Origin of the sequence: Fischerella sp. PCC 9605 (assembly GCF_000517105.1) — a bacterium.
Taxonomy (GTDB): Bacteria; Cyanobacteriota; Cyanobacteriia; order Cyanobacteriales; family Nostocaceae; genus PCC9605.
This window is the reverse complement of record NZ_KI912148.1, coordinates 2,343,152-2,355,923: the sequence shown is the minus strand read 5'-3', so window position 1 is coordinate 2,355,923 and position 12,772 is coordinate 2,343,152. Positions and strand designations below refer to the sequence as shown.

Genomic DNA, 12,772 nt, shown 5'->3' with positions numbered 1-12,772 from the left:
CATCTCCCCATCCCCCACTCTCCCAGACGCGCCATGGCGCGTCTCTACATTTCCCCCCACTCTTCTACTCGCCTGCTTAGCGCTGTAAATTAGGATTTCTTAGACGACGTAACAATCTAAGCAGGGGTGATTCTATTTTGAGTTCAAAGGCTAGGAACTGGGTGCGTTGCAGGGAATTGAAATTATTGTCACTAACGAGTATTAATGAGCGTTGTCCATTAGGTAATCGAGAACCGAGAGTTAAGCCTTCGATATTATCTAAAAATACATCTAGATTCCTCAAATCTAACAGCAGTTTCTTCTGAACTGGTTTGATTTGCTTAGAGTTAATAGCTAGAAGACTGTCAATATTATGAATGTCTGAGGCTCCCTCTAACGAAACCTGAAACAGCGCAATATGAAATCCCAAGCCAGTAAAAGTCCGCTCTAAACTGAGAAAGTGTCCTTGATTATCCAGAGCTACTAAATCAGATAATCCACTAGCAAATTTTCCAGCAAACTTTAAAAATAAATTTACTGGTTCAGTTAGATAAATAAATTCTTTTTCTGCTCGATTGGTGAGCAGATTATATTGCAAAATTCGACAAGGATTACTAGTATTTGGTTTAGCTTCTGAACCATCTTGAATCAGAGCGTTTTCCGTGGCTGTAAATAATTTGTTTTGGTCGGGTGTGATAGTGAGACTTTCAAAGGCTAAATTGTTACGGATTCCTTGCTTACCGCTTTTATCTGGCAAATATTTATTTGGTACTGGTAGTGTTGTTAACTCTTTGCCAGAGGCTAGGGAGAATTCTTTAATAAAGGGATTTATCATTTGATCGGTATCACCTTCAGAAGAAATAAATACAGTTGCTTTGTTAGTTAAAGCAATGCCTTCTGGGTCGATGCTACCAGGCGGAAAGGTTTTACCAGCTTCATTTATTAGCGGAGTGACAGCAACAGGAGTAACGCCACCATCTTTGAGTGAGCCTTTACTCAAGTCAATTTTGAAGGTATAAAAGCGAGCAGCAGCTTTGTTGCTGCGATCGTCAGATATGGCATAATAAAGGTCATTATTTGCATCGTAGGTAATTCCAGATAACCCTCCTATTTCGGTTTTTTGAAATGAAAGACCTTTAGGTAAAGTTGCAGAGCCGATAAAATTTATACCTATAATTTCAACAGCTGATGAACTTAAGTTGGAAAAGAAGAGGCTGATGATGAGAATTGGCAGAAAAAATAAAATAATTCGTGGAAATTTCAAGGTTTTTTTGGTGAGGTGCATCGGTAAGAGTTGCTAATCTATAAAAGTCAACAACACGATATCACGCTCAAGTTAAAAGTATTTGCTATTTATCCAGCCTGGAAAAAGTTGACAAGCCAGTCTTTAACGCTGCGGGTAGCACGACAGTCATCTTCGTTATAGCGTTGGATTATTTCTAATAAGCTGCGATCGCCTGTTTTTAACCACTGATCGTACCAGTAAATACACTTAGCACCACTTGCCTCTGGATCGCGCCACTCAAACCCCAACCAACGAGCGATCGCTTTTAAGGCATAGCTTTCCACTGGCAAAGCTACGCTTTGGGTTAATTTTTCATAAACATCTACAAATCGACTCAGAATTGGTTGTACAGAGGCGTGAGGAGTACGGTAAAGCTTAGCTAGCCGTTTGACTGTATCAAATTCGTATACACAGAAATGATATATGGGTGCATCGGGATATTGCCCCATCAAATCCAAAAATTGCTGCCAAATTAATTTTTCTTCTTCTGGATTTTCAGCTAACAAAGAATAAAATTGTTCTGTATTAGTTTGTCTGTCAACAACCAAAACTCCTAACAAGTAATCCAAATTCAAATCTGGTTGCGCTTCGATATCAAAATAAAGCTCAATGGGGGCTGTATCTGTAATATCTAAAGTTGAAGCAGTGACACTTAGCTGATTAATCTCTTTGGGAGAAATTGGCGGTGAATTCTGCTGTTCTTGGCGAGTGCTTAACAGTATTGCTTCAGTCGTAATGACATCATCTGTCGTTAATGCCAGAGTTTCTGAGTAGTAGGAAGTCGGAGGCAGGTAAGGTAAGATCAGGGGGCGATTTTCCAGTATAGATTGAGCTTGCAATACGAGTTTATGAGCTACTTCCCTGTCAAAACCAGGGAGATTTTCCAAGGCATTTGGATTTGTTTGAGCGAGAGATTCTACTGTTGTAATATCTAGTGTTTGTAGTTGAGTGTAGCGGACTGGTGTGATTCCTGGTATTAAGGAAAGGTGTTTTTGCGATCTCGCTTTCGCATAACAACTGCTGTACCAATGGCAAAGACTACAGCGTTGACGGCTGATAAAAATCTCTGGCGCTTCCTCTGTTTCCAGAGATTGAATCAACTCTTGGAGAATACCTTGCATTTGTGGTATCCATTTCACTAGATCCACAAGATAACTCGCCTCTTTGCCACGCAAGCTTAGCCAAGCTGATTGTGGTTCCACTTGCTGTACCGTTGCCAAGACTTGGGCGTGAAATGCCGCTACAACTTGATATTCTTGCTTAGGACGTTTTCCTAGTTCAATGCTAACCGGAACGTACATCCAATCTCCAAAGCAAGATTTCCCTGATTTTTTTACAAGTAAATCAGGACGACTCAGCAAAGTGTATTCTTCTGAGGATGAGGACGTGGGAACGCAAAGAGAGGGGGACGCAGTGAGTGTATTTGATAAATTCTCCGCGTCTTCAAAAACTGTGTTTGCTAACTCACATAATCGCCACTGAATATCAGAATATTGAGCCAGCAACACACCTTGATAAATACACTCTACACCCTGCTGCATTAACTCTATAGTTGCTGCCTTTCCTCTTTGCCAGTCTCCTTTTGGATATTTGGGCCGGCAAAGATTCCACTGTGTCAAAATAGTTTTTTGATGAGCGATTTTGTCTCGTTGCAGCTTTAGCAACAAGTCATTGGCAGTATCTGCTTGGCTGAAGTCACCGTGGATATCTAAATAAGGTCGGCGCTTGCAGCGTTGGTATTGCAGCAGTAGTTCAGCATTAATTAACATGCCTTTAAGCTAACAATAATTAACATTCTGTGGGAGTAACTCAGATAACTAAACTCACTGTAAGTAAAAGTACACTCTTTTGAGGAGGAGTGGGAGATTGGGAGAGTGGGCGAGTGGGGAAATGGGGGAGGGGAAGAGTGGGAGAATAACTAATGACTATTGACTATTGACTATTGACCATGACCAGTATCTCTGTGGCAAAAACCAGATTGCATCTCCATCGACAGCAATTTCCAGCTTTGGTGAATAAAACTTATTTCAACTACGGCGGTCAAGGCCCCATGCCTCAAGTGGCTATGGATGCTATTACGCAAGCCCAAGCATATATCCAAGAAATCGGTCCTTTTGGAACTGAGGTTGGTGCTTGGATCTTACAAGAGGTGAAAGCTATTAGAGTAGCGATCGCATCTGAATTGCATGTACCTCCGGAAACAATCACCCTCACCGAGAATGTTACCGTTGGTTGCAATATTGCGATGTGGGGTATTGATTGGTATCCTGGCGACCACCTATTATTGTCTAACTGCGAACATCCAGGTATTGTGGCCATAGCCCAGGAAATCGGACGCAGATTTGGTGTAGAAGTTACCACCTGCCCCCTGATGGCAACTTTGAACGAAGGCGATCCTGTGGCTGTGGTTGCCCAGCACTTGCGTCCTAATACCCGCTTGGTAGTATTGAGTCATATCCTTTGGAACACTGGTCAAGTTTTACCTCTTGACAAGATTGTAGAAGCATGTAGACACAATCAGAACAGACTTTTGGTAGATGCTGCTCAGTCTGTTGGTTCATTGCCATTGAATTTAACTGAATTGGGGGCAGATTTTTATGCTTTTACCGGTCACAAGTGGTTGTGTGGCCCTGCGGGGATAGGAGGTTTATATGTACGCCCTGAAGTCAGAGAAAGCTTACAACCCACATTTATCGGATGGCGTAGCGCGATCGCCAACAGCCAAGGTCAGCCTGTAGATTGGTATCCAGATGGAAAGCGTTATGAAGTGGCTACTTCCAATTATCCCCTTTACACTGGCTTGAGAGAAGCGATCGCCGTTCATCAGCAATGGGGAACAGCACAGGAACGCTACCAGCAAATTTGCCATAACAGCGAGTACCTTTGGCGACGCTTAGCAACTCTAAGCGATGTTCACCTCTTACGGACTTCACCTCCAGAAAGTGGCTTAGTCTCATTTCAACTCACTCAAAATAACCTCCAAGCCCACCTACAATTAGTAAATTTCTTACAGTCAAAAAAATTATTCACCCGCACAATTGCCGATCCAAGTTGTGTACGTGCTTGCGTCCACTACTTTACACTTGAGTCTGAAATTGACCAATTAGTTGAGGAAATTCAAGAATGGTTAGTGGTTAGTTGTTAGTTGTTGGTGGTTGGTGGTTGGTTGTTAGTAGTTAGTAGTTTAGTATTTATTTCACTCTCCCACTCCCCCACTCCTCCCCAGTCCCCAGTCCCTAGTCCCTACTTCCCATATGGAACGTCCAATTTTATACTTAGCAATCACTAATCATGGTTTTGGTCATGCTACTCGTACCGCAGCTGTTGCAGCGACTATTCAAAAGTTATGTCCAGAAGTCCTGCTAATTGTGGTGTCCACTGCTCCAAGGTGGTTGCTAGAGTCTTATATTGAAGGCGATTTTATCCATCGTCCGCGTGGATTTGATGTGGGTGTAGTGCAAAAAGATAGCTTGACAATGGATAAAGCAGCGACGTTGGAAAAGTTGCTGGAAATTAAGAAAAATCATCGCTCTATCATCGCATCGGAAGTTAATTTTATCCGCCAAAATCGCGTTCATCTCATTTTGGCAGATATTCCTTTCCTAGCCACCGAAATAGGCAAGGCTGCGGGTATTCCCTGCTGGATGATGAGTAATTTTGGCTTTGATTTTATTTACCGAAATTGGGATGATACCTTTACCGAGGTTGCTGATTGGATCAGTTCTTGTTACAGCAAGTGCGATCGCCTATTTCGTCTTCCCTTTCACGAACCGATGGCAGCTTTCAGAAATATCACGGATGTCGGTCTAACTGGCGGTTCTCCTCGTTATTCTGCTGATGAAATCCGATCCACTTGGAGAATTACTGCGCCAGTAGAAAAGACGATTTTACTTACATTTGGTGGCTTGGGTTTGCAGCAAATTCCATATCATAACCTCCAGCAATTTCCCGACTGGCAATTTATCACGTTTGACAAATTAGCTCCAGATTTACCTAATTTAGTTAAAATTGGCGATCAAAAATATCGTCCTGTTGATTTGATGCCCATTTGCGGACGAGTTGTTTCTAAACCTGGTTTCGGTACTTTTTCTGAAGCCACTCGTCTTGATTTACCAATTGTTTCAGTCACCCGTGATGATTTTGCCGAAGCAACTTTTTTGTTAGAAGGTATTTCTAATTACAACAAACATCAAATTCTTACCCCAGCAGAGTTGTTTGATGGTACTTGGGATTTTTTACTGCAAACACCCCAGCAACCACGGTTTCTAGAACCGATTGCTAAGAATGGTAATGAAGTTATTGCCCATGAAGTTATTAAGTATTTTGATGTAATGTAAATGTTTGTTGTTGTTTGTTGGTAGTTGTTTGGAACAACCAACAAACACCAACAAACAACAATCCTCTGCCCTGAAGAGCGGAGGATTTTTATCAAAAAGTAGATGTCCCTGATGATTCTGTAGATACTGAAAGTGAGTAAAACCACTCACAATTGTCTTATCAGTCTAACGAGCAACCTGTAGGAGAACAACCGTAATTTCCACTAGAGAAAAATCAGTACTAAAGCACTCCATCCGTATTTACCGAAGGTTTTGATAAAAGTAAGGAAATAGGTAAGGGAGAACGCAACACCCTACTCTCTTTGGAAATGAGGATTAAGAGAAAAGGATTATGATGCTAGGAGTAAAAATTATAAATTTTTATAATCTATTATTTAGAAAGTGTAAGCCCTGAGATTCATCAGTAGGTTATTTCATCATTTATTATTCATAATTTATATGACTCACTACCAAAAGCTACTCAGAATTTCCACCACTGGCAAATCTTTACACAACATCACCTCTAAAATAGAAGCGATAGTGGCAGAATCGGGAGTTGAAACAGGCCTGTGTACATTGTTTTTACGCCACACTTCTGCCAGTTTGCTGATTCAAGAAAACGCAGATCCAGATGTACTAAAGGATCTAGCAAACTTTATGGCAAAACTCGTGCCAGAATCAGCCCAGTATATTCACGATACAGAAGGACCAGATGATATGCCAGCGCATATCCGTACTGCCCTCACCCACACATCAGAAAATATTCCCATTAACAGAGGTCATCTAGTTCTGGGAACTTGGCAGGGAATTTATATTTGGGAACATCGCCAACATAGTCATAATAGAGAATTGGTTGTCCATATTTCTGGATAACCGTAGTCATTAGTTATGTCGCTCGTATAGTTTGTGGGGGCATAGTTAACTAATCTTTTTTGGAACCAATAAATAAGCATGTACTTGCTTATTTAAAACGTGTGCCGTAAGATCATTTTCTTGTAAGGTTATCTCCGTCCAGCTAGTTCAATCGCTGGGCTTTTCAAAAAAAAGAGTATCAAAATGCTCAAGTATTGCGATCCAACTTCCACAATGACTCTACGTGAAGCTATTCAAGAGCTACGTGCTGTAGAAGAGCAAAAAAGCGACATATCCGTCAAAATGTCAACTGACATGACCCAGGCGTTTGAGCATCACGACGCAGTGCATGTGTTGTTTGGCTGCGGTACTACAATTCAAGATGAAATTGCTGCACACGTATGGATGGTTTTTGGCACAACTGCAAAACTCGGTGAGATGCATCGTGCTGTCGCAAACCGAGAACATCACAATCTTCTTTCAGGTATTGGTTACTTGAAATTATTTAGCATCTGGGTTAGCTGCCTCCCGCGAATTTTTAGCATTATTACTAAATGTTTACGAATGAGAAAGCGGTTAGCTCTAGAGGAAGTTGCGAAACTGAAAGAGCAACCATTATGTGATATTCGTCGTGAACATGGCATCGTTGTCTAACATTGAGCAGCGATCGCACCCGAACAAATCCAAACTGACCGCAATCCTAATGCCGCGTAACAAGACAATTACTGATGATGAAATTCTGACTGTGGCTCGTACACTCTTTCTCAAGGAAGGTGTGAATGCATCTACACGAGACATCGCTAAACAAGCTGGTATCTCTGAAGCCGTCATCTATCAACGCTTTGGCACAAAGGAAGATTTGTTTTTCACTGCCATGAAGTTACCACAAGCGCGACTTGACGCGATATTTTGTATTCAAATCGGCAAAGGGAATGTAGTTGAAAATCTTGAGTGTGTGAGTCTACGAATTGTTGACTACTTCCGTGAAGTAATGCCAGTGTTTTTAACACTCATCAGTCACCCATCATTCAACATGCAAACTTTTCTCGAACGACATAGCGCACCCGCTATGCAACTCAGTGAAAAGCTAAGGGATTATCTCATTGGTGAGTCAAAGTTAGGTCGAGTTAGCAAAGGTAATGTCGCTATCGCCATCGATGTTTTGCTTTCTCACTTACATAACATTGCATTGTACGAGACGATTGGCGCACCTAAAACAAATGTTGATCGTGCTGTAGCTGATGCGATCTCAGTGTTATGGGAAGGCTTGGCTCCGTAGTGTAGTTTCAGCAAAGAGCTTATGAACTTCATTCTCACAATGTGGCTTTTTCCTGTCGCCCTAGCAGTACATATCGGTGAAGAGTTCTTTGGCTTGGCAAAGTGGTATCAAAAGAATTTCAAAGAAGTACCGCCAAGTTCGAGCGTTAGCATTCCTGTTTTCTTAGTTTTTGGGTGGGTTGTTACAACACTGACTACGGCTTGGCTTACTTTTTTGGGCGATTCTCATTTGGCAGCCTGGATTATTCTATTACTGGCAACCCCGATCTTATGGAATGCAGCGGAACACATCACGCAAACAATTATTTTTCATCAATATATTCCTGCTGTAATTACTTCCGTAATATTCCTTGTTCCAACAATTTCCTATCTGTTCTATCAAGCATATTCAGCCCGTTTAGTTCCAGTCTGGTATGTCGCTGTGCTACTTGTGGTAGTCTGTGTCGGAACCATCCATGTTGTAGTTGCAGGCAAAAACAATTTAACTTTTGAGGTGTTGCCGTTTCACAAGATTGGTCTTTATCTAGCAGGTAAGCTAGGTTTAGACATCAACGCTGAGTAAACACGGCATAACAACCTCGTTGCAGCGGACGGTATGCAGATTGGTGGCGATCGCATAATTTACTCACTACCGCTGAACACGACCGTTATATAGTCAATAGTTGTTATTGGTAGTTGTTAGTTAACCGAAATAACCAACCATCAACAAACAACAAACAACAAACAACAAACAAAACATGAAAATTGTCGATTTAATCGCCTGGTTTGAAGAATGGGCAAATCCCGCTTGGCAAGAAAGCTGGGATAATTGTGGCTGGCAAATTGAACCAGGAGTGTTACAGGAAGAAGCACGGGTACTGATTTGTCTAACGCCAACTCTGGCGGTGATGCAGGAAGCGATCGCCCATCAAAAAGCTGGTATTCCTGTAAATCTGATCTTTGCCCATCATCCCCTGATTTTTAGTCCGCCTAAGTCTTTGCGTAGTGGCAACCCGATCGCGGAGATGGCGCGATTAGCCTTTATCCATAATATTGGTATTTACAGCGCCCACACCAATTTTGACCAAGTCCAAGATGGCACTGCCGATGTTTTAGCTCAAATTTTGGAACTCCAGCAAGTCTCTCCAATAGTACCAACGCAACCAGGCTTGGGATATGGACGTGTTGGTTTGCTAAAATCGTCTTTCGCATTGAAAGAGTTACTGGCGACAATTCAATCTCGACTTGCCCCCCCTGCTTTGATTATTTCCCCAACAGCAGATTTAGAGCAAAAACTTGACAAAATAGCAGTTTTAGGGGGTTCGGGTGCTAGTTTTATTTCGGCAGTAGTAAAAACCGGTGCTCAAGCTTATCTGACTTCTGATTGCAAGTTCCATCAGTTTCAAGAAAGCCGCGATCGCGATCTGATTTTAATTGATGCCGGGCATTACGCCACTGAACGCCCTGCGTGCGATCGCTTGGTGCAAAAGTTCCGCACTGTAAATCTAGACTGGGTGCAGTTGAGTCAACAAGATGAGGATTTTCGGTTATTTGTTCAATGATTCTTTTAAAAGACACAGATGCCCGACTTTTTAGAGAAGTCTGGCATCTTGTTTATCTGGGCTAATGATACTTAATTTTCAAGAATCTTGCGATCGCACTCCAACTTCAGACGAATTTTTCACCCTCTTTTAAAGTATTTTGCACTTGCAGTTTGACTATGATTGCCGTTGCATGTAATAAAAGTAACAAATACCAGAAACACTACTGTTCTGAATCAATATTTTTTGTACTGTTATTTAGTAATCACGCTTAATTAAGTATATAATAAAAATACATAATTTTTATCACAATTGCAGCGAAAGCCAAAGAAAACATTGTATTCTTTATCAATAGATTTACTGATGTTAAGGCTTCTGCCAATAGCGAATTTCATGTTAAACAAGTGTGATTTTCATCACATATAAATAGAAAGCACAATCACTAATACTTCCTGATCTGCATCAATTCAAGAAAGGTTGAGATATTCCACAGTGGAGGAAATAATCGCCAACTTATGATCTAATCACAATGATTCGCGCACTCGTTGAATCTGCTTTTCAAACAGGATATCTTAGTGTTGAATCCGAGGGTCTTCTCCATCAAATGCTGGCAACAAAGATCTATCAGCCAGAGGATTTGGCTGCTCTTTCAGCACTTTTAGATGCTGTTCGCGCGGGTCAAATCAAGCGGGAAGCTTCCTCAAATCTAGTCATGGAATTTCCTAAATATAACAAGAGAAGCTGATATCTACAAAACAAAATTAGTCAAGAAGAGGCAGCGCACGCGGTCTTGGAGGTTTACACGCCAGGTGACGCCAGGTACTACCCTGCACTCCTAGCGCGTAGCGACTACTCTACGAGAAGGGCTACTCCCTACGGTGTAGGGTAGCCGCCCAACGCACTGGCTCCCCATAAGTGATTGCCGTTCCACAGTCAAGAGTCCAAAATTTAGAGTGACTTTTGACTTTTTAGGCATTGTTGTTTAAAACAATGAAGGTCACAAGAGAATAAGCTAAGATCAATTACGTAGGGGTAAAAGTAAAGCCGAGTCCCCAGACTTCCCAGCAATGCCAATGAATACAAGTAGGCAACTTAAACAACCGCAACCAAAGCTTGTTTTGGAGTATATTTTATTACATAATGGTACTAAGGACTCACCTGCAACTACCAACCTGGCCAGGCCAACTCCTGAATTATGTGACTTCTATGAGGTATACATTCTCTGAATGACCTCAAAAGGTAAATTTCAACTGGTGCAGTGAACATAACCAGACTTTGTGACCCAAGATTTCCATAAAATTAAACAGATAACTACAAGCAAGTCTTGGGCTTGGGTCAGGGAAAGCACTTTCAAGGTTAATTTTACAAACCTGTAACGGGTGCTATCTATTGGGGGTAAAACCCAAATGTTGACAGATTTAACTAGATTTAAAAAGGCAGAAGCTGTAAATGCTACACCGCAAGATTTATCAACTATGTTGCGATGGGCGGGAAGTATGTGTGTTCTTGCGGGACCAGCAACGCTGGATTGAACGCGCCCGCATCATCGATATAGAGGGAGATTTAGTTACCCTGCGCTATGAAACAGATGAAGATGATGAAATCTGTTCTTGGGAGGAGATGGTTCGCCTCGAAAGTATTGGCGCTATCACCCAAAAATTAGCTTCCGTGCCACGTGGCAATGTTGAGCCTCTCCTGACTGAAGAGTGTCCTGAAGCAGAGCGCATTCGCAATCGTTATACTGACTCTAATCCAGACTAAGTAGTTAGTGGTTAGTGGTTAGTGGATAGTGGATAGTGGTTAGCAGGCCTACTAACTACTAACTACTAACTACTAACTACTAACTAATGACTATTGACTATCATTTGCACGCTCAAAAGCAGGACAGTAACCATCAAGAGTTACTTTAAAGTTATATAAAGGGGACGCGGGATTCCAACACCGTTGTCCCCTTTGATGTCGGCATGTTCCGCAACAATCTACATCAGACCACATATAGCGATCGCTACTTTGATTGAGAAGTTCCCGTTGTGATAATCCCCGCAAGACGAGTTCTTCTCCCTGCCAACGAGCTTCAATTAAACCTGTGTCTGCAAATTGTCGCCAGCGAGGATCGGCAGTAATTGCATCTGGAAGTGTGATAGTTACTACAGTCTCTAGTTCCGTGAGTTCGCCTTCATAGTTAGTCTCTGGTGCAACTGGTTGCAAAAATGTTTCGCCAATAGGAAGTTCTACCAACGTACCCACAGCTGGAGAATGGACGTGATAACGGTTTTGCAGTTCATCTAAGCTAGTCAAGTCTGCCAAGTAGGTAGGAGAAGCGTGAACAAAGATGATGTGCTGGGGTCGCAAATTATGTATTAATTGGGTAGTACCAGGGCCATCACTATGTTGGGCCAAAAGATAGGTTTCCACAGTAATAATCCCTGGAAATTGATCGGTATTAATTTTTATGTCAGTTTTTTCTGGTAGGAGGATCAGCCAAGGGCCAGTGTCGGGTTGGCAGTACTCGTTGAGGTCTTGTGTGGAGTCAGTGAGGACAATGCAAGGGAACTTACCAACATTTTCACGCTGTTGTGGCTGCAAACGTCGCACGCGGGGACGTATCCGTTCATCCCAAAACAACGGCTGATGGCGGGCAAAATTCTGCACTGAGGGAGGGAAGTGAGATAGTAATTCCAAGTAAGCATCGCAGCCAGTAGCGACAGCACCGTTAACCCAGATATCGAGGTCGCGTCCCGTAAAGTGGTGATGGCTGCGTAAAAGCATCAGCAGTTCTTGACCAAGCCCTAAAGCAGGTGTGGGCATGAGTACAGAATAACGGTCGGCGATCGCCCGATTCATTCGTTCTGCAAGTTGATTTTCTTGATTGCGGCGATGGGGATGGCGAGAAGTGCCATAAGTACCTTCAATAATTAGCACATCCAACTCTAATCCCCGCAATTCCTCTAAACGCAAACCTTCCACTAACCGCGAGTTAGATAAGAAAAAGTCTCCGGTATAAAGCAGCTTGTAGGTGTGCTGTGGAGTAGTGTAAGTGAGCAGCATTGCCACAGCGCCGGGTAAATGCCCAGCCGGAAATAGTTCTACTACCAAACCATCTTTTATTTCTAATGGCGATCGCAAAGGTAAAGCCTGACAAAGTTGAGATAAGTCCTCGCGATCGTGGTCAAGCCAATTTAGTGGTAGTAACTTACTCGTCACCTCACTGGCGTAGATTGGTAACAGTGGAAAGGCTTTATGCAGTGACAGCAAGCCTTTAGCGTGATCGGGATGAGCGTGACTGACCAAAACAAAATCTGCCGGAAGGGGCGAACTGCCTCGGCGTGCTGGTTTCGCAAGCCCCTTCAGCAGTGGTGAAATATCTGTCAAGCCACAATCTAGTAGAATGCGGTGTGGCCCCATCCGCACCAATAAACAGATGCCTTCACCAGTATGGTTGACACCGTACGGTAGACACTCTAATTCACTAGCTGCTTCCCCTGTATCGACACGAGAGGATGGCGATAGGCGATCGCTCATGTTATCCTCCCCTCCATGCT

12 protein-coding genes are annotated in these 12,772 nt (G+C 42.6%); 9 read left to right on the top strand and 3 right to left on the bottom strand.

Features of this window, described 5'->3' with window-relative positions; translation table 11 throughout:
• Positions 1-76: 76 nt before the first annotated feature.
• Positions 77-1,264, bottom strand: a complete 1,188-nt coding sequence (locus tag FIS9605_RS0112720; protein WP_026732920.1) for an esterase-like activity of phytase family protein — start codon at positions 1,262-1,264, stop codon at positions 77-79.
• 68 nt (positions 1,265-1,332) lie between these two features.
• On the bottom strand, positions 1,333-3,033 hold the full coding sequence (locus FIS9605_RS0112715) for a TM0106 family RecB-like putative nuclease (protein WP_026732919.1): 1,701 nt from the start codon (positions 3,031-3,033) through the stop codon (positions 1,333-1,335).
• Positions 3,034-3,212: 179 nt separating this feature from the next.
• Between FIS9605_RS0112715 and FIS9605_RS0112710 the strand changes: the two genes are divergently transcribed.
• From FIS9605_RS0112710 to FIS9605_RS0112670, 9 genes are all read left to right on the top strand, one after another.
• Complete coding sequence (locus tag FIS9605_RS0112710; protein WP_026732918.1) at positions 3,213-4,409, top strand: aminotransferase class V-fold PLP-dependent enzyme; 1,197 nt, start codon at positions 3,213-3,215, stop codon at positions 4,407-4,409.
• Between the two features lie 109 nt (positions 4,410-4,518).
• Positions 4,519-5,601 carry a hypothetical protein gene (locus tag FIS9605_RS0112705; protein WP_026732917.1) on the top strand — a complete coding sequence of 361 codons (1,083 nt, stop codon included), beginning with the start codon at positions 4,519-4,521 and terminating at the stop codon, positions 5,599-5,601.
• A gap of 438 nt (positions 5,602-6,039) precedes the next feature.
• The gene (locus FIS9605_RS0112700; protein WP_026732916.1) at positions 6,040-6,453 is read left to right on the top strand and encodes a secondary thiamine-phosphate synthase enzyme YjbQ; all 414 of its coding nucleotides are present in this window, start codon (positions 6,040-6,042) and stop codon (positions 6,451-6,453) included.
• A 183-nt stretch (positions 6,454-6,636) separates the two neighbouring features.
• On the top strand, positions 6,637-7,086 hold the full coding sequence (locus tag FIS9605_RS0112695; protein ID WP_026732915.1) for a hypothetical protein: 450 nt from the start codon (positions 6,637-6,639) through the stop codon (positions 7,084-7,086).
• Positions 7,070-7,711: a TetR/AcrR family transcriptional regulator gene (locus tag FIS9605_RS0112690; RefSeq protein WP_231510310.1), complete on the top strand. Its 642-nt coding sequence runs from the start codon at positions 7,070-7,072 to the stop codon at positions 7,709-7,711. The genes FIS9605_RS0112695 and FIS9605_RS0112690 overlap by 17 nt, the downstream gene beginning before the upstream one ends.
• 21 nt (positions 7,712-7,732) lie before the next feature.
• On the top strand, positions 7,733-8,272 hold the full coding sequence (locus FIS9605_RS0112685; RefSeq protein WP_026732913.1) for an HXXEE domain-containing protein: 540 nt from the start codon (positions 7,733-7,735) through the stop codon (positions 8,270-8,272).
• A gap of 175 nt (positions 8,273-8,447) precedes the next feature.
• Complete coding sequence (locus FIS9605_RS0112680; RefSeq protein ID WP_026732912.1) at positions 8,448-9,251, top strand: Nif3-like dinuclear metal center hexameric protein; 804 nt, start codon at positions 8,448-8,450, stop codon at positions 9,249-9,251.
• Positions 9,252-9,759: 508 nt separating this feature from the next.
• A complete protein-coding gene (locus tag FIS9605_RS0112675; protein WP_026732911.1) occupies positions 9,760-9,975 on the top strand; it encodes a hypothetical protein in 216 nt (71 codons plus the stop codon).
• Positions 9,976-10,679: 704 nt separating this feature from the next.
• Positions 10,680-10,991, top strand: coding sequence for a DUF6679 family protein (locus tag FIS9605_RS0112670; protein WP_026732910.1), 312 nt, complete (start codon positions 10,680-10,682; stop codon positions 10,989-10,991).
• A 90-nt stretch (positions 10,992-11,081) separates the two neighbouring features.
• Here FIS9605_RS0112670 and FIS9605_RS0112665 read toward each other — a convergent pair whose 3' ends face one another.
• Entirely contained in the window at positions 11,082-12,752 is a 1,671-nt protein-coding gene (locus tag FIS9605_RS0112665; protein WP_026732909.1) for an MBL fold metallo-hydrolase, read from the bottom strand.
• Positions 12,753-12,772: the final 20 nt, after the last annotated feature.

What these genes read in the sequence shown, in the direction of transcription:
- FIS9605_RS0112670 (WP_026732910.1), top strand. Translation starts at nt 10,680, where the DNA reads ATGCTACACCGCAAGATTTATCAACTATGTTGCGATGGGCGGGAAGTA.
- FIS9605_RS0112705 (WP_026732917.1), top strand. Translation starts at nt 4,519, where the DNA reads ATGGAACGTCCAATTTTATACTTAGCAATCACTAATCATGGTTTTGGT.
- FIS9605_RS0112675 (WP_026732911.1), top strand. Translation starts at nt 9,760, where the DNA reads ATGATTCGCGCACTCGTTGAATCTGCTTTTCAAACAGGATATCTTAGT.
- FIS9605_RS0112710 (WP_026732918.1), top strand. Translation starts at nt 3,213, where the DNA reads ATGACCAGTATCTCTGTGGCAAAAACCAGATTGCATCTCCATCGACAG.
- FIS9605_RS0112665 (WP_026732909.1), bottom strand. Translation starts at nt 12,752, where the DNA reads ATGAGCGATCGCCTATCGCCATCCTCTCGTGTCGATACAGGGGAAGCA.
- FIS9605_RS0112680 (WP_026732912.1), top strand. Translation starts at nt 8,448, where the DNA reads ATGAAAATTGTCGATTTAATCGCCTGGTTTGAAGAATGGGCAAATCCC.
- FIS9605_RS0112695 (WP_026732915.1), top strand. Translation starts at nt 6,637, where the DNA reads ATGCTCAAGTATTGCGATCCAACTTCCACAATGACTCTACGTGAAGCT.
- FIS9605_RS0112690 (WP_231510310.1), top strand. Translation starts at nt 7,070, where the DNA reads ATGGCATCGTTGTCTAACATTGAGCAGCGATCGCACCCGAACAAATCC.
- FIS9605_RS0112700 (WP_026732916.1), top strand. Translation starts at nt 6,040, where the DNA reads ATGACTCACTACCAAAAGCTACTCAGAATTTCCACCACTGGCAAATCT.
- FIS9605_RS0112720 (WP_026732920.1), bottom strand. Translation starts at nt 1,264, where the DNA reads ATGCACCTCACCAAAAAAACCTTGAAATTTCCACGAATTATTTTATTT.
- FIS9605_RS0112715 (WP_026732919.1), bottom strand. Translation starts at nt 3,033, where the DNA reads ATGTTAATTAATGCTGAACTACTGCTGCAATACCAACGCTGCAAGCGC.
- FIS9605_RS0112685 (WP_026732913.1), top strand. Translation starts at nt 7,733, where the DNA reads ATGAACTTCATTCTCACAATGTGGCTTTTTCCTGTCGCCCTAGCAGTA.